The sequence below is a fragment of the Streptomyces sp. NPDC053426 genome, from assembly GCF_055585405.1.
Genome location: NZ_JBVJKE010000007.1, coordinates 137,166 through 154,202, shown reverse-complemented (window position 1 = coordinate 154,202; position 17,037 = coordinate 137,166). Strand labels below are relative to the sequence as shown.

General features: G+C 71.7%; 13 protein-coding genes. 9 read left to right on the top strand and 4 right to left on the bottom strand.

Features of this window, described 5'->3' with window-relative positions:
• Positions 1-32: 32 nt before the first annotated feature.
• From ACZ62B_RS16390 to ACZ62B_RS16365, 6 genes are all read left to right on the top strand, one after another.
• Positions 33-986, top strand: coding sequence for a sugar phosphate isomerase/epimerase family protein (locus ACZ62B_RS16390; protein ID WP_468719139.1), 954 nt, complete (start codon positions 33-35; stop codon positions 984-986).
• Complete coding sequence (locus ACZ62B_RS16385) at positions 983-1,723, top strand: EboA domain-containing protein (RefSeq protein WP_468719047.1); 741 nt, start codon at positions 983-985, stop codon at positions 1,721-1,723. The genes ACZ62B_RS16390 and ACZ62B_RS16385 overlap by 4 nt, the downstream gene beginning before the upstream one ends.
• Complete coding sequence (locus ACZ62B_RS16380) at positions 1,723-2,613, top strand: TatD family hydrolase (RefSeq protein ID WP_344558372.1); 891 nt, start codon at positions 1,723-1,725, stop codon at positions 2,611-2,613. Before ACZ62B_RS16385 ends, ACZ62B_RS16380 begins: the two co-directional genes overlap by 1 nt.
• A gap of 3 nt (positions 2,614-2,616) precedes the next feature.
• On the top strand, positions 2,617-3,786 hold the full coding sequence (eboE, locus tag ACZ62B_RS16375) for a metabolite traffic protein EboE (RefSeq protein ID WP_344558383.1): 1,170 nt from the start codon (positions 2,617-2,619) through the stop codon (positions 3,784-3,786).
• Complete coding sequence (locus tag ACZ62B_RS16370) at positions 3,783-5,162, top strand: nucleotide pyrophosphatase/phosphodiesterase family protein (RefSeq protein ID WP_468719052.1); 1,380 nt, start codon at positions 3,783-3,785, stop codon at positions 5,160-5,162. The genes eboE and ACZ62B_RS16370 overlap by 4 nt, the downstream gene beginning before the upstream one ends.
• 116 nt (positions 5,163-5,278) lie before the next feature.
• Positions 5,279-6,466, top strand: coding sequence for a sugar phosphate isomerase/epimerase family protein (locus tag ACZ62B_RS16365; protein WP_344558387.1), 1,188 nt, complete (start codon positions 5,279-5,281; stop codon positions 6,464-6,466).
• Positions 6,467-6,545: 79 nt separating this feature from the next.
• Here ACZ62B_RS16365 and ACZ62B_RS16360 read toward each other — a convergent pair whose 3' ends face one another.
• From ACZ62B_RS16360 to ACZ62B_RS16345, 4 genes are all read right to left on the bottom strand, one after another.
• Positions 6,546-7,925: an OFA family MFS transporter gene (locus ACZ62B_RS16360; protein WP_468877716.1), complete on the bottom strand. Its 1,380-nt coding sequence runs from the start codon at positions 7,923-7,925 to the stop codon at positions 6,546-6,548.
• 123 nt (positions 7,926-8,048) lie between these two features.
• Positions 8,049-10,193, bottom strand: a complete 2,145-nt coding sequence (locus ACZ62B_RS16355; protein ID WP_469690816.1) for an acetate--CoA ligase family protein — start codon at positions 10,191-10,193, stop codon at positions 8,049-8,051.
• A gap of 4 nt (positions 10,194-10,197) precedes the next feature.
• Positions 10,198-11,430 (bottom strand): formyl-CoA transferase, encoded by a 1,233-nt coding sequence (frc, locus tag ACZ62B_RS16350; protein WP_468877711.1) that lies wholly within the window; start codon positions 11,428-11,430, stop codon positions 10,198-10,200.
• 9 nt (positions 11,431-11,439) lie between these two features.
• The gene (locus ACZ62B_RS16345; RefSeq protein WP_468877708.1) at positions 11,440-13,122 is read right to left on the bottom strand and encodes a thiamine pyrophosphate-binding protein; all 1,683 of its coding nucleotides are present in this window, start codon (positions 13,120-13,122) and stop codon (positions 11,440-11,442) included.
• A 191-nt stretch (positions 13,123-13,313) separates the two neighbouring features.
• Between ACZ62B_RS16345 and sucC the strand changes: the two genes are divergently transcribed.
• Genes sucC through ACZ62B_RS16330 form a run of 3 tightly spaced genes read left to right on the top strand, consistent with a single transcriptional unit; the run spans position 13,314 to position 16,942 of the window.
• Positions 13,314-14,444: an ADP-forming succinate--CoA ligase subunit beta gene (gene sucC, locus ACZ62B_RS16340; protein ID WP_469690814.1), complete on the top strand. Its 1,131-nt coding sequence runs from the start codon at positions 13,314-13,316 to the stop codon at positions 14,442-14,444.
• 14 nt (positions 14,445-14,458) lie between these two features.
• The gene (sucD, locus tag ACZ62B_RS16335; RefSeq protein ID WP_469690813.1) at positions 14,459-15,343 is read left to right on the top strand and encodes a succinate--CoA ligase subunit alpha; all 885 of its coding nucleotides are present in this window, start codon (positions 14,459-14,461) and stop codon (positions 15,341-15,343) included.
• Positions 15,344-15,400: 57 nt separating this feature from the next.
• A complete protein-coding gene (locus ACZ62B_RS16330; RefSeq protein WP_469690812.1) occupies positions 15,401-16,942 on the top strand; it encodes an aldehyde dehydrogenase family protein in 1,542 nt (513 codons plus the stop codon).
• Positions 16,943-17,037 lie beyond the last annotated feature (95 nt).

The window sequence follows — 17,037 nt, the reverse complement described above, 5'->3', positions numbered from 1 at the left end:
GTCATGGCCCGGGCCGGAGCACGAGCCGGGACGTGAGCCGAGCCGCACACGCGGACGGGGACCGTGACGTGAACCGGAGTGCCCGTACCCCCCTCCGTTTCGGCTACGGCACCAACGGCCTCGCCGACCTCCGCCTCGACGACGCCCTCGCCCTCCTCGCCGACCTCGGCTACGACGGTGTGGGCCTGACCCTCGACCACATGCACCTCGATCCGCTCGCCCCGGACCTCGCCGCCCGCACCCGCCGGGTCGCGCACCGTCTCGACGAGCTCGGGCTCGGCGTGACCGTGGAGACCGGCGCCCGCTATGTGCTCGACCCCCGCCGCAAGCACGGCCCCTCGCTGCTGGACCCCGACCCGGACGACCGCGCCCGTCGCGTCGGCCTCCTCCTGCGCGCCGTCCGTGTCGCCGCCGACCTCGGCGCGCACGCCGTGCACTGCTTCAGCGGCATCGTCCCCGACGGCACCGACGAGGACACCGCCTGGAAACGCCTCGCCGAGACCCTCGCCCCCGTCCTGGACGCCGCCGCCACCGCCGGCGTCCCCCTCGCCGTCGAACCCGAACCCGGCCACCTCCTCGCCACCCTCGCCGACTTCCACCACCTGCGCCGCACGCTCGGCGATCCCGAGCCCCTCGGCCTCACCCTGGACATCGGCCACTGCCAGTGCCTCGAACCCCTCCCGCCCGCCGACTGCGTACGCGACGCCGCCCCCTGGCTGCGCCACGTCCAGATCGAGGACATGCGCCGAGGCGTCCACGAACACCTCCCCTTCGGCGACGGAGAGATCGACTTCCCGCCCGTCCTCGAGGCCCTCGCCGCCACCGGCTACCAGGGCCTGACGGTCGTCGAACTGCCCCGCCACTCCCACGCCGGCCCTCACTTCGCCGCCCGCTCCCTCCCGTTCCTCCGCCGCGCCGCCCCTTCCGTCCCCGTCCCACCGCACGGCGATCCCTCCGCCACCCCCGAAGGGAGCAGAACCCCATGACCCGCCCCCATGTCACCCCGGCCACCCCGGAGGCGGACACCACCGGCGGACCGGAGATCCCCGGTGACGGCACCACCCCCGCCCTCACCCCGCCCGCCGAACTGCGCCGCCGCCTCGCCGGCCGGCTGGGCGGAGCCGCCCGCGCCTGGCTCGACCAGGCCCTGGACGAGGCCGCCGCCCACCCCGGCACCCACGGGCCCATCTCCGTGTGGGAGCTGCGCCTGGCCGAGGCCGGCCGCCGCTGCGGTCCCGCCCACGCCGACGCCGCCCGCGTCCTCATCCTGCACGCGGCCCACGCCGACGCCGAAGCCCTGACCCGGGTCTACTTCCAGGGCACCGCCGACGAACGCCGCGCCGTCCTGCACGCCCTGCCGCACCTCGTGCCCGACGGCCCCGACGCCCTCCCGCTCGTCGAGGACGCCCTGCGCACCAACGACACCCGGCTCGTCGCCGCCGCCCTCGGCCCCTACGCCGCCCGGCACCTGGACGCCCACGCCTGGCGGCACGCGGTCCTGAAGTGCCTGTTCACCGGTGTCGGCCTCGGCCACGTGGCGGACCTGGCCCGGCGCGCCCGGGGCGACGGCGAACTCGCCCGCATGCTCGGCGACTACGCCGCGGAACGCACCGCCGCCGGCCGCACCGTCCCCGAGGACCTGCACCGCGTCCTGGCCCTGACCGAGTCCGCCCCCGCCACCCCGCCGCACGGCACGGACGACCCCCACGGCAAGGAGTCCTGATGCGCATCTTCGACCCCCACATCCACATGACGTCGCGCACCACCGACGACTACGAGGCCATGTACGCCGCGGGCGTCCGCGCCGTCGTCGAGCCCTCCTTCTGGCTCGGCCAGCCCCGCACCTCCCCGGCCTCCTTCCTCGACTACTTCGACGCCCTCCTCGGCTGGGAACCCTTCCGCGCCGCCCAGTACGGCATCGCCCACCACTGCACGCTCGCCCTCAACCCCAAGGAGGCGAACGACCCGCGCTGCACGCCCGTCCTCGACGCGCTGCCCCGGTATCTCGTCAAGGACAACGTGGTGGCCGTCGGCGAGATCGGCTACGACTCCATGACCCCCGCCGAGGACACCGCCCTCGCCGCCCAGCTCCAGCTCGCCGCCGACCACGGCCTGCCCGCGCTGGTGCACACCCCGCACCGCGACAAGCTCGCCGGACTGCGCCGCACCCTGGACGTGGTCCGCGAGTCCGCCCTGCCCACCGACCGCGTCCTGGTCGACCACCTCAACGAGACCACCGTCAAGGAGGCCAAGGACAGCGGCGCCTGGCTCGGCTTCTCCGTCTATCCCGACACCAAGATGGACGAGGAGCGGATGGTCGCCATCCTGCGCGCCTACGGTCCCGAGCAGGTCCTGGTGAACTCCGCCGCCGACTGGGGCAGGAGCGACCCCCTCAAGACCCGCAAGGTCGCCGACCTGATGCTCGCCGAGGGCTTCACCGAGGACGACGTCGACCGGGTGCTGTGGCGCAACCCCGTCGCCTTCTACGGGCTCAGCGGCCGACTGAACCTCGACGTCGACGCCACCGACGCCACCCACGAGGGCAACTCCATCCTGCGCGGCGCGCCGAGAGACGAGCCCCAGCCGGCCGGCGCCCCCGCCACGGAGGCGTGAGCCATGCGCTTCCGCCACCCCGACGGCTCCACCGTCCACCTCGCCTACTGCACCAACGTGCACCCCGCCGAAACCCTGGACGGCGTCCTCGCCCAGCTCCGCGACCACTGCGAACCGGTCCGCCGCCGCCTCGGCCGGGACAGGCTCGGCATCGGCCTGTGGCTCGCCAAGGACGCCGCGCACGCCCTCGTCACCGACCCCGCCGCCCTGCGCGGACTGCGCTGCGAACTCGACCGGCGCGGCCTGGAGGTCGTCACCCTCAACGGCTTCCCCTACGAGGGCTTCGGCGCCGAGGAGGTCAAGTACCGCGTCTACAAACCGGACTGGGCCGACCCCGAGCGCCTGGAGCACACCACCTCCCTGGCCCGCGTCCTCGCCGGACTGCTCCCCGACGACGTCACCGACGGCAGCATCTCCACCCTGCCGCTCGCCTGGCGCACCGCCTACGACGAGCAGCGCGCACAGACGGCCCGCACCGCCCTGCGCACCCTCGCCGAACGCCTCGACGCCCTCCAGGAACTGACCGGACGCTCCATCCGCGTCGCCCTGGAACCGGAACCCGGCTGCGTCGTCGAGACCACCCGGGACGCCATCGCCCCGCTCACCGCGATCGCCCACGACCGCGTCGGCATCTGTGTCGACACCTGCCACCTCGCCACCTCCTTCGAAGACCCGCACACCGCCCTGGACGACCTCACCCGGGCCGGTGTGCCCGTGGTCAAGTCCCAGCTCTCCGCCGCCCTGCACGCCGAACAGCCCCACCTCACCGAGGTCCGCGAGGCCCTGGCCGCCTTCGCCGAACCCCGCTTCCTGCACCAGACGCGCACCTCCACCCTCGCCGGACTGCGCGGCACCGACGACCTCGACGAGGCCCTGGCCGGCGACGCCCTGCCCGACGCGGCGCCCTGGCGCTCCCACTTCCACGTCCCGCTGCACGCGGCCCCCACCGCGCCCCTCACCTCCACGCTGCCCGTCCTGAAATCCGTCCTGACCCGGCTGGTCGGTGGCCCGCACCCCCTCACCCGCCACCTCGAGGTCGAGACCTACACCTGGCAGGCCCTCCCGCCCGAGCTGCGCCCCCGCGGCCGCACCCAGCTCGCCGACGGCATCGCCGCCGAACTCACCCTGGCCCGCGACCTCCTGACGGACCTCGGCCTGAAGGAGCTCCCATGACCGACCCCACCCCCCTGCTCGTCCTCGACGTCGTGGGCCTCACCCCCCGTCTCCTCGACCACATGCCCCACCTCAAGTCGCTCGGCCGGTCCGGCTCCCGTGCCCCGCTCGGCACCGTCATGCCGGCCGTGACGTGCGCCGCCCAGTCCACCTTCCTCACCGGCACCATGCCCTCGGAGCACGGCATCGTCGGCAACGGCTGGTACTTCCGCGAGCTCGGCGACGTACTGCTGTGGCGGCAGCACAACGGCCTCGTCGCCGGCGACAAGCTCTGGGACGCCGCCCGCCGCGCCCACCCCGGCTACACCGTCGCCAACATCTGCTGGTGGTACGCCATGGGCGCGGACACCGACATCACCGTCACCCCCCGCCCCGTCTACTACGCCGACGGCCGCAAGGAACCCGACTGCTACACCCGGCCGCCCGCCCTGCACGACGAACTCACCGAGAAACTCGGCACCTTCCCCCTCTTCCACTTCTGGGGTCCCGGCGCCGACCTGGTCTCCAGCCAGTGGATCATCGACGCCACCCGCCACATCATGCGCACCCGCCACCCCGACCTGACCCTCTGCTACCTCCCTCACCTCGACTACGACCTGCAGCGCTTCGGCCCCGACGACCCGCGCTCCCTGCAAGCGGCCGCCGACCTCGACGCCGCCCTGGCCCCGCTGCTGGACGACGCCCGCGCCGAGGGCCGTACCGTCGTCGCCCTGTCCGAGTACGGCATCACCCGCGTGAACCGGCCCGTGGACATCAACCGCGCCCTGCGCCGCGCCGGCCTCCTCGAGGTCCACACCCAGGACGGCATGGAGTACCTCGACCCGATGGCCTCCCGCGCCTTCGCGGTCGCCGACCACCAGCTCGCGCACGTCTACGTGCGCCGCCCCGAGGACCTCGACGCCACCCGCGCCGCCCTCGACGGACTGCCCGGCATCGAGCAACTCCTCGACGACGAGGGCAAGAAGACCCACCACCTCGACCACCCGCGCGCCGGCGAACTCGTCGCCGTCGCCGAACCCGACGCCTGGTTCACGTACTACTACTGGCTCGACGACGACCGCGCTCCCGACTTCGCGCAGCTCGTCGAGATCCACCGCAAACCCGGCTACGACCCGGTCGAACTCTTCATGGATCCCCTCGACCCCTACGTCAAGGTCAAGGCGGCCACCGCCCTGGCCCGCAAGAAACTCGGCATGCGCTACCGCATGGCGGTCGTGCCCCTGGACCCCTCACCTGTTCGCGGCAGCCACGGCCGCCTCCCCGCGAGCGACGACGACGGTCCGCTCCTCATCTGCTCCACCCCCCGCGCTGTCGGAGACCGCGTCGCGGCCACCGATGTCAAACAACTCCTGCTCCGGCTGGCCGGACTCGGCTGACGCGCCACCCGGCACGGCCCTCCGAGATCCGACTACCGAGAGTGAAACACACGGCACTGACAACGGCCGGTCCCGGCGGGACCGGAACCGGCCACGACCGAGAAGGCAGGCCACTCGTGACCCCGTACTCCGCCCCTTCACGCACCGAAGCCGCCGACGCCCCGGACGAGGGACTGCGCCGCACCCTCGGTGTGGACCGGCGCCGCTTCCTCAGCACCTGCACCGCCGTGGCGGCCGGAGCCGTCGCCGCCCCCGTCTTCGGCGCCGCCCCAGCCCTGGCCCACGACCGGGACAGAGACCACGACCACGGGCACGGACGCGGGCAGGTGCTCGTCCCGCCGCACAAGCGCGGCATCATCCTCTACACCGTCCGTGACGCCACCGCCCGCGACCCGCTCGCCACGGACCTGCCCTCCGGCTTCCGCGAGGTGTTCAAGCAGCTCTCCCGCCACGGCTACCGCCAGGTGGAGTTCGCCGGCTACCGCCAGCACGCGAACGCACCCGGCGGCGCCGACCTGGAAAGCATCGAGGGCGCGAAGCTGCTGCGCTGCTGGCTCGACGACCACGGTCTGCGCGCCCAGGGCAACCACGGCTTCATCCCGCCGTCCTGGCCGCTCACCACCGCGGACCTGGACACCTTCAAGAAGCACCTGGAGATCGCCAACATCATCGGCATGGACCACATGGGCACCGGCGGCGACCCCACCGGCAGCTCCTACCGCGCCGACTGGGACGTGGCCGCCGACAAGTGGAACGCCCTCGGTGCGATCGCCCGCCGCGAGGGCATCAAGCTCTACACCCACAACCACGACAGCGCCTACGGCTTCCTGCTCGACGGCGGCCCGCTGGACGACCAGGGCCGGCCGACCCGCAGCTCCGGCATCCGGAAGCTCGAGTACTTCCTCAAGGTCACCGACCCCAGGCTCGTCTGGCTGGAGATGGACATCTTCTGGGCGCACGTCGCCCAGTACAAGTTCCACACGTACACCGCCCACGACGGCTCGACCAGGAAGAACGTCTTCGACCCGGCCGGCCTGGTCGCCCGCAACAACAAGCGCTACCCGCTGTTCCACGCCAAGGACGGCGTCGTCAGCACGACCAACGGCATGGGCTACGACATGGTGCCCTTCGGGACCGGCGTCATCGACTACACGACGTTCTTCTCGCGGGTCGGCGAGCGGAACTACCACAACCCGATGGTCGAGGACGACAACTCCCCGAGCGCCACCGACCCCGCGCAGTCGCTGCGCGAGGCCAAGATCAGCTACGACAACATGGCGGCCCTGCGCAAGCGGCGCCGCTGACCCGGAACACGGACCGGGCGGCTCCTCCCGCGTGCTGTGGGAGGGGCCGCCCGGTCCGTGCGGGGGAGGCTTCGTCAGGTCATCCCTCGCCGAGCGGCCGGGGGTTGGGCGTGACGTGCTTGTTCTTCGAGCGTCCCGGTGGTTGCAGGAACAGCGCCACGAACCCGGCGAAGATCGAGATGCAGCCCGCCAGGGTGAAGGCGCCGTTGTAGCCCCAGGCGCCGACGACCACGGCCCCCATGCCCGCGCCCAGACCGGAGACGAGCTTGGAGCTGTAGACCATCCCGTAGTTGGTGGCGTTGTTGTTCTCACCGAAGTAGTCCGCCGTCAGCGCGGCGAACATCGGGAAGATGGCACCGCCGCCGAAGCCGGAGACGGCGGAGAAGACCAGGAACAGCGGCAGGTTCTTGATCTCGGCCGACCAGATGATGCCGAACTGGGCGAGGCCCAGGATCGCGCACACGTAGAGCAGGCACCGCTTGCGGCCGTAGAGGTCGGAGAGCCAGCCGATGACGCCGCGCCCGGTGCCGTTGACGATCGCCTTCAGCGACATCGCGGTGGCCACGATGCCGGCCGCGAAGCCCGCGTCCTCACCGATGTCGACCTGGAAGGCGATGCCGAAGATGTTCACGCCGGAGGTACAGGCGAGACAGAACCACATCAGCGCCACCCGTCCGGTCTTCCACGCCTCCATCGGGGAGTACTGCTTGACGGCCGGGGGGTTCTTCTCCAGCGAACGCCGGGCCCGCGGGTCGTCCGGCGGGTTCAGCGGGTCGACGGCGGCCGGCCACCAGTTCTTCGGCGGGTCCCGGAAGTAGAAGCCGGCGAGAGCCACCGTCGCGGCGAGGAAGACACCCGCCGAGACCAGCACCCAGCGGAAGTTGGAGCCGTCCATGTAGCCGTGGAAGATGAAGACGAACGGCACCGAGCCGTAGGCGAAACCGCCGTTGACGAAGCCGGTCTTGCCGCCCCTGCGCTCCGGGTACCACTTGCCGACCATGTTGACGCAGGTCGCGTACACCATGCCCGCGCCCATGCCGCTGAACACGCCGAACCCGATGAAGGCGAGCGCGACGTGCGGCGCGAACGCCAGCGACAGATAGCCGAGCAGCGTGCCGGCCGAGCCCAGCATCATCGCCCACCGCGCGGGCAGTCTGCCGCTCTCCCGCAGCCGTCCCGCCGGAAAGGCGACCGCGGCCTGGCAGAACACCCAGGCGGTCATCATCCAGTAGATGCTGCCGCTGGACCAGTGGTGGGCCTCGTGGAGCGTGTCCTCGGCGGACGCGAACGCGTACTCGGCGGAGGAGATGCCCATCATGCCGATCCAGGGCAGGATCACCATCCACTTGCGTTTGCGCCCCATGATGTCGATGTCGGACTCGCCCACGCGGTAGACGCGTCCGTTCCTGTCGGTCACCTCCCGGTAGGCCGCGACCCGTGTGACATCGGTGGTTGTCATGTCGTTTGCACCCCTAGCGTCGAAAGTTCTGGCCAGCGCCCCCTGTCCAATGCCTTTCGTGCGCGCGCGGGTCCCCGGGGCCGGCCGACGCGCACCCGTCGGCCGGCCCCTCGCGGCCTCACCTCATGAACCGCCCCCCGACAGTCCGGCGGCCCGCGCCCACCGGTACTTGGCGCCCAGCACGGCCACCGGCTTCTCGGTGGTGTACGGGTACGCCACGACCCCGCGCTCGAAGAGGTACTGGCAGGCCTCCTCCACCTCCACGTCGCCCGCCAGGGACGCCACCACCGGCTTCTCGATCCCGCGCTCCCGGAACTCCGCCACCACCCGCGCGGTGAGTTCCGCGAACACCATGGGAGGAGTGACGATCGTGTGCCAGTAACCGAGCACCAGCGCGTGGATGCGCGGGTCCTGAAGACCCAGCCGGATCGTCGCCTCGTACGTCGAGGGCGGCTCCCCGCCGGTGATGTCCACGGGGTTGCCCGCGGCCCCGAACGGCGGGATGAACTCCCGGAACGCCGCGTCCAGGTCGGGCGGGATCTCCATCAGCGACAGCCCGTTGTCCGTCACCGCGTCCGACAGCAGCACCCCGCTGCCGCCGGCCCCGGTGATGATCACCACGTTGTCGCCCCGCGGAGTGGGCAGCACCGGCAACGCGCGCGCGTACTCCAGCATGTCGTTCAGGCCCGGCGCCCGGATGACGCCCGCCTGCCGCAGGATGTCGTCGTACACCGCGTCGTCGCCCGCCAGCGCGCCGGTGTGCGAGCCCGCGGCCTTCGCGCCCGCCGCCGTACGCCCCGCCTTCAGCACCACGACCGGTTTCTTCGGCACGGTCTCCCGCGCGGCCTCGACGAACGCGCGCCCGTCCTTGAGGTCCTCCAGGTGCATCGCGATGCACTCGGTGCGCGGGTCCTCGCCGAACCAGGTCAGCAGGTCGTCCTCGTCCAGGTCCGACTTGTTGCCGAGGCCGACGATCGCCGACACTCCCGTCCTGGTGGTCCGCGCGAAGCCCAGGACGGCCATCCCGATGCCGCCCGACTGGCTGGTCAGCGCCACCCCGCCCTTGACGTCGTAGGGCGTGCAGAACGTGGCGCACAGGTCCTGCCAGGTGGAGTAGTAGCCGTAGATGTTGGGCCCGAGCAGCCGGACGCCGTGCCGCTCGGCGATCGCCACGATCTCGTCCTGGAGTCCGTGCTCACCGGTCTCCGCGAACCCGGAGGGGATCAGTACGGCGTTCGGGATCCGCTTGCGCCCCACCTCCTCCAGCGCCTGGGCCACGAACCTGGCGGGGATCGCGAAGACCGCCACGTCCACCTCACCGGGCACGTCGGTGACACTCTTGTACGCCTTGCGGCCCAGAATGTCATCGGCCTTGGGGTTCACCGGATGGATCTCCCCGGCGAAACCGCCGTCGACGAGGTTGCGCATCACCGAGTTGCCGATCTTGCCGGGCTCGTTGGAGGCCCCGATCACGGCCACCGAACGCGGCTGCATCAGCCGCCGCATGGAGGTGAGGATCTCCCCGCGCGAGTAGCGGCGCCGCTCCTTCGGCGTCCCGGCGGAGAGGATCACGCGGATGTCGGCGGCGACCGCTCCGTCCGCGGTGGCGATCACCGGGTTGAGGTCCACCTCGGCGATCTCCGGGAAGTCCGCCACCAGTTGCGACACCCGCCGGATCTGCTCGGCGACCGCCCACCGGTCCACGCCCTCCTGGCCCCGCACCCCGCGCAGGACCTCCGCCGCCCGGATCGAGTCCAGCATCGACAGCGCCTCGTCGGAGTCCACCGGCGCCAGCCGGAAGGTGACGTCCTTCAGCACCTCGACGAGCACCCCGCCGAGCCCGAACGCCACCACCTTCCCGAACGTCGGGTCGGTGACCGCGCCGACGATGACCTCCTGTCCCTTCGGCAGCAGCTCCTGCACCTGCACGCCCTCGATCCGGGCGTCGGGGGCGTACGCCCGCGCGTTCTCGACGATCCGGCGGAACGCCGCCCGTACGTCCGCCGCGCCCTCCACTCCGACGATCACACCGCCGGCGTCGGTCTTGTGCAGGATGTCCGGCGACACGATCTTCATCACGACGGGCCCGCCGAACCGCGCCGCGTACGCCACGGCCTCGTCGACGTCCGTCGCCAGCTCCTCACCGGGTACGGCGATCCCGTACGCGTCGGCGATCACCTTGCCCTCGGGCGCGGTGAGCGCGGTACGGCCCTCGGCGCGCACCGAGTCCAGCAGCGCGCGGACCCGCGGCGTCCGGTCCTCGGCCATCACGTCAGATCACCCCGCTCGACTTGAGCAGGCGCAGCTCCTCGTCCCCGAGGCCCAGTTCACCGACGTAGACCTCCGCGTTGTGCTCGCCGAGCAGCGGGGAGGCGACCACGTCCACGGGGGAGTCGGAGAGCTTCAGCGGGCTGCCGACGGTGACGAACTCGCCGCGCTCGGGGTGCGGGACGGTGACGACCATCTCGTTGGCGACCAGTGAGCGGTCCTCGATGATCTCCCTGGTGGACAGGATCGGCCCGCACGGGATGTTGTGCGCGTTCAGCCGCTCCAGCACCTCCCACTTGGGCAGCGTCGAGGACCACTCCTCGATCAGCTGGAACATCTTGTTCAGCTTGGGCAGCCGCGCCTCCGGCGTCGCCCACTCGGGGTCGTCGGCCAGCTCGGGCCGGCCGATGAGCTCGCTGAGCGGCTTCCAGCCGACGGGCTGCACGATGACGTACACGTAGTCGTTCGGGCCGCCCGGCGCGCACTTCACCGCCCAGCCCGGCTGGCCTCCGCCGGACGCGTTCCCGGAGCGGGGAACCTCGTCGCCGAAGTCCTCGTTGGGATATTCGGCGAGTGGACCATGGGTCAGGCGCTGCTGGTCGCGCAGCTTCACCCGGCAGAGGTTGAGCACCGCGTGCTGCATGGCCACGTTCACCCGCTGCCCGCGCCCGGTGCGCTCCCGCTGGAACAGCGCGGCGAGAATGCCCGCCACCGCGTGCACACCCGTGCCCGAGTCCCCGATCTGGGCCCCCGTCGCCAGCGGCGGCCCGTCCTCGAAACCGGTGGTCGACATCGACCCGCCCATGGCCTGCGCGACGACCTCGTACGCCTTGAAGTTGGTGTACGGGCCGTCCCCGAACCCCTTGATGGAGGCATAGACGATCCGTGGATTGATCTCCCTGATGCGGTCCCAGGTGAACCCCATCCGGTCGATCGCGCCCGGCCCGAAGTTCTCGACCATGACGTCCGAGCGCCGGATCAGCTCGGTGAGGATCTCCTTGCCGCGTTCGGTCTTGGTGTTGAGGGTGATGCTCCGTTTGTTGCAGTTGAGCATCGTGAAGTAGAGGGAGTCGACGTCCGGCAGGTCGCGCAGCTGCTTGCGCGTGATGTCGCCGGTGGGCGCCTCCAGTTTGACGACGTCCGCGCCGAGCCAGGCCAGCAGCTGGGTCGCGGAGGGGCCGGACTGGACATGCGTCATGTCCAGGACGCGGATGCCCTCAAGTGCCTTGGGGGTCATGGGCGCACCTCACTTGTACATGGTCTGGTTCATGGTTCCGGGGGCGTACGCGTCGGGGTCCACCCAGACGTTGATCAGCGACGGCTTGCCGGACTCGCGGGCCCGGCGCAGCGCGGGGCCGATGTCGGCGGGGTCGCGGACCTCCTCGCCGTGACCGCCCAGCATCCGCGCGAACTCGTCGTACCGGACGTCGCCGAGGGTGTTGCCGACCCGCTCGCGCTCCTTGCCGTACTTGGCGGCCTGGCCGTAGCGGATCTGGTTCATCGAGGAGTTGTTGCCGACGACGCCGACGAAGGGGAGGTCGTAGCGGACCAGGGTCTCGAAGTCCCAGCCGGTGAGCGAGAAGGCGCCGTCGCCGAAGAGCGCGACGACCTCCTTGTCGGGCCGTGCCTGCTTGGCGGCCAGCACGAAGGGGACACCGACGCCGAGGGTGCCGAGCGGCCCCGGGTCCATCCAGTGCCCGGGTGACTTGGGCTGCACGACCTGCCCGGAGAAGGTGACGATGTCGCCGCCGTCGCCGATGTAGACCGAGTCCTCGGTGAGGAAGTCGTTGATCTCGCTGACCAGCCGGTACGGATGGATGGGCGAGGCGTCCGACCGGAGCTGCGGCAGCCGCTTCTCCAGGGCGGTCTGCTCGGCCGCCCGCAGCTCGTCCAGCCACTCCTTGCGCTTGGACGCACCCCCGTTCACCCGCCCGGAGGCCGCTTCGGTCACCGACTTCAGCACCAGCCCCGCGTCGCCCACGATCCCGAGGTCGATGTCGCGGTTCTTGCCGACGGTGCGGTAGTCGAGGTCGATCTGTACGACCGTCGCGTCGGGGGAGAGCCGCTTGCCGTAGCCCATGCGGAAGTCGAAGGGCGTACCGACGATCACGATGACGTCGGCGTTGGAGAAGGCGTACCGCCGTGACAGCTGGAAGTGGTGCGGGTCCCCGGGCGGGAGCGTGCCGCGCCCCGCGCCGTTCATGTACGCGGGGACGTTCAGCGTGCGTACGAGCTCGATGGCCGCCTCGGTGCCCCGGGTCGTCCACACCTGGCTGCCGAGCAGGATCGCCGGCTTCTCGGCGTGCACCAGCAGATCGGCCAGTCTCTCGACCGCCTCGGGGTCACCGGCCGACCGGGTCGACGCCCGGTACGCGCCCTGCCGCGGCACGCGCGCCTTGGACACCGGCACCTTGGCGTCCAGCACATCGCGCGGGATCTCCAGGAAGGAGGGGCCGGGGGCGCCGTGGTAGCACTCGCGGAAGGCCATCGACACCATGTCCGCCGCACGCGCCGTGTCGGGCACGGCCGCCGCGAACTTGGTGATGGGGTTCATCATGTCGACGTGCGGCAGGTCCTGCAGCGACCCCATCTTGTGCTGGGTGAGCGCCCCCTGACCGCCGATCAGCAGCATCGGTGACTCCGCGCGGAAGGCGTTGGCGACTCCGGTGACGGCGTCGGTCGTCCCCGGCCCTGCGGTGACGACCGCGCAGCCGGGCTTGCCGGTGACGCGCGCGTAGCCGTCGGCGGCATGGGCGGCCACCTGCTCGTGCCGTACGTCGACGACCTCGATGCCCTCGTCGACGCAGCCGTCGTAGATGTCGATGATGTGGCCGCCGCACAGCGTGTAGATGCGGTCGACGCCCTCGGCCTTGAGGGCCTTGGCGACGAGATGACCGCCTGAGATGACGTCCTGGGTGTCGTCGGGCATGGCGAAGTCCTTGTCCCTTCCTAGGGGGCGGGGAACGCTCTCGCGGTACATTGCATACAGTCGACGAATACTGTATGAAGCTTGTTATCCCGCATCCGATGGGTGGTGTCCAGGGGGTGCGCGGCACTTTTCGGTCGCCGGTCTCCGGCCCCTCCCCGGACCTTCCGGCGACTTCGCAGACAGGAGCCGAGATGGACCTGTACGAACACCAGGCAAGGGAACTCTTCGCAGAACACGGCATCGTGGTGCCGTCGGCCGAGGTCACCGACTCGCCCAAACAGGCCCGCGAGATCGCCCGCCGGCTCGGCGGCCGAGTGGTCGTCAAGGCGCAGGTCAGGACCGGCGGACGGGGCAAGGCGGGCGGCGTCAAACTCGCCGCCGACCCGGCCGCCGCCGAACTCACGGCACGTCAGATCCTCGGCATGGACATCAAGGGCCACACGGTCGGCACGGTGATGCTGGCCCGGCCCGTCGACATCGCCGAGGAGTTCTACGTCTCCTACGTCCTCGACCGCGCCGCCGGTCGCTTCCTCGCCATCGCCTCCGCCGAGGGCGGCATGGACATCGAGGAGGTCGCCGCGACCCGCCCCGAGGCGGTCGCCCGCATCCCCGTCGACCCGGCCGAGGGGGTCACCCCGGCGACGGCGTCCCGTATCGCCGAGGCGGCCGGACTGCCGCCGCAGACCGTCGACGCCCTCGTCCGGCTCTGGGAGGTACTCGTCCGCGAGGACGCCCTGCTCGTCGAGGTCAACCCGCTCGTCCGCACCACCGACGGCCGCATCATGGCCCTCGACGGCAAGGTCACCCTCGATGACAACGCCGTCTTCCGCCAAGCGCGTTGGGGAGCCGAGGACGGCACCCACCACGACCCGCTGGAAGCCGCCGCGGCCGCGAAGGGCCTCACCTACGTCAAGCTCGGCGGCGAGGTCGGCATCATCGGCAACGGCGCCGGACTCGTCATGTCCACCCTCGACGTGGTGGCCGGCTGCGGAGCCCGCCCCGCCAACTTCCTCGACATCGGCGGCGGCGCCTCCGCGCAGATCATGGCGGACGGTCTGTCGGTCGTCCTCTCCGACCCGTCCGTGAAGTCCGTCCTCGTCAACGTCTTCGGCGGCATCACCGCCTGCGACGCGGTCGCCGACGGCATCGTCCGCGCCCTGGACACCGTACGGCTGACCAAACCGCTCGTCGTACGGCTCGACGGCAACAACGCGGCCCGGGGCCGGGCCGTTCTCGACGAGCGCCGGCACCCGCTCGTCGAACAGGCCGTCACCATGGACGGCGCCGCGAGCCGGGCCGCCCACCTCGCCACCACACCCTGAGGAGACCGGACGACATGGCGATCCACCTCACCAAGGAGAGCAAGGTCCTCGTCCAGGGCATGACCGGCGGCGAGGGCATGAAGCACACCCGGCGCATGCTCGCCGCCGGCACGAACGTCGTCGGCGGTGTCAACCCGCGCAAAGCGGGCCGCCGCGTCGACTTCGACGACCGTCCGGTCCCCGTCTTCGGCTCGGTCGCCGAGGGCATGGACGCGACGGGAGCCGACGTCACCGTCGTCTTCGTACCGCCCGCCTTCGCCAAGTACGCCGTCGTCGAGGCCGCCGACGCCGGCATCGGCCTCGCGGTCGTCATCACCGAGGGCATCCCCGTCCACGACTCCGTCGCCTTCCTCGCCCACGCCCGGCAGCGGGGCACCCGCGTCATCGGCCCCAACTGCCCCGGCCTGATCACCCCCGGCCAGTCCAACGCCGGCATCATCCCGGCCGACATCACCAAGCCGGGCCGCGTCGGACTGGTCTCCAAGTCCGGCACGCTCACCTACCAGCTCATGTACGAGCTGCGGGACACCGGCTTCTCCACCTGCGTCGGCATCGGCGGCGACCCCGTCGTCGGCACCACCCACATCGACTGTCTCGCCGCCTTCCAGGACGACCCCGACACCGACCTGATCGTCCTCATCGGCGAGATCGGCGGCGACGCGGAGGAACGCGCGGCGGCGTACATCCGCGACCACGTCACCAAGCCGGTCGTCGGCTACATCGCCGGCTTCACCGCACCCGAGGGCCGCACCATGGGCCACGCCGGCGCCATCGTCTCAGGGTCGTCCGGTACGGCGCGGGCGAAGAAGGAGGCGTTGGAGGCGGCCGGGGTCAGGGTCGGCGACACGCCCACGGAGACGGCCCGGCAGGTGCTCGCCGTCCTGAACGCCGACAGCTGAGGCCCCTCGAGGTCCTCCCCTTTCTCTCGACCGTGCACCGAGAGCGGAGCGAACCGCATGCCACCCACCCTCACCCTCAAATCCGGCACCTCCTGGACCGACGCCTGGCAGCGCTGCCTCGGCGTCGCCCCCGAGGCCTTCCGGGACGACCGGGTCCTCAACCTCTGGAACGCGGCCTGGCAGCCGGACGGCCGGGTGCTGCCCGCCGTCAGCCCCGTCGACGGCAGCCCCGTCGCGGGCCCGCCGCGCCTGGACCGGGCCACCGCCCGGCAGGCCGTGCGTGCCGCGCTCGACCGGCACCGCACCTGGCGGCACGTCCCGCTGCCGGAGCGCCGCGCCCGCGTCGCCGCCACCCTCGACGCCCTCACCCAGCACCGCGAACTCCTCGCGCTGCTGCTCGTCTGGGAGATCGGCAAGCCCTGGCGGCTCGCCCGGGCGGACGTCGACCGTGCCATCGACGGCGTGCGCTGGTACGTCGACGGCATCGACGGCATGCTCGCCGGCCGGTCCCCGCTCGACGGACCCGTCTCCAACATCGCGAGCTGGAACTACCCGATGAGCGTGCTCGTTCACGCATTGCTGGTACAGGCACTGGCGGGCAACGCGGTCATCGCCAAGACCCCGACCGACGGCGGTGTCGCCTGCCTGACCCTGGCCTCGGCGCTCGCGGCCCGCGAGGGGATACCCGTCACCCTCGTCAGCGGCAGCGGGGGCGAGCTGTCCGAGGCGCTGGTGCGGGCGCCCGAGGTCGGCTGCGTCTCCTTCGTCGGCGGCCGCGACACCGGCGCCGCGGTCGCCACCGCCGTCGCCGACCTCGGCAAGCGGCACATCCTCGAACAGGAAGGACTCAACACCTGGGGCATCTGGGACCACTCGGACTGGGACACCCTGAGCGCGGTGATCCCCACCCTCTTCGACTACGGCAAGCAGCGCTGCACGGCCTACCCGCGCTTCGTCGTCCAGCGACGGCTCTTCGACGACTTCCTGGCCGCCTACCTCCCCGCGGTCCGCACGCTCCGGGTCGGCCACCCGCTCGCCGTCGAACACCCCTCCGACCCCCACCCGCGGCTGGACTTCGGGCCGGTGATCAACGCGGCCAAGGCGAAGGAGCTCCACGACCAGGTCGCCGAGGCCATCGACCGCGGCGCCGTCCCGCTGCACCGGGGCACGCCGTCCGACGCCCGCTTCCTGCCCGGCCAGGACACCTCGGCGTACGTCCAGCCGGTCACGCTGCTGAACCCGCCCCGCTCGTCCCCGCTGCACCACGCGGAGCCGTTCGGCCCGGTCGACACCATCGTCCTGGTCGACACGGAGGCGGAACTGCTGGCCGCCATGAACGCGTCCAACGGCGCGCTGGTGGCCACGCTCTCCACGGACGACCGGTCCACCTACGACCGGCTGGCCCCGCACATCCGCGCCTTCAAGGTCGGCCACGGCGTCCCGCGCTCCCGCGGCGACCGTGACGAGCTGTTCGGCGGCTTCGGCGCGTCCTGGCGCGGCGCGTTCGTCGGCGGCGACCTCCTGGTCCGCGCCGTGACCCGGGGCCCGGCCGGGGAACGCCTGCCCGGCAACTTCCCGGAGTACCAGCTCATGCCCTGACCCGCGTGACCGCCCGGACACACGCCGTGCACCCCGCCCCGCCGCCGCCCGGAGGGACGGAAAACGCAGGTGAAAGGCACTGCGAAACCTTGGTA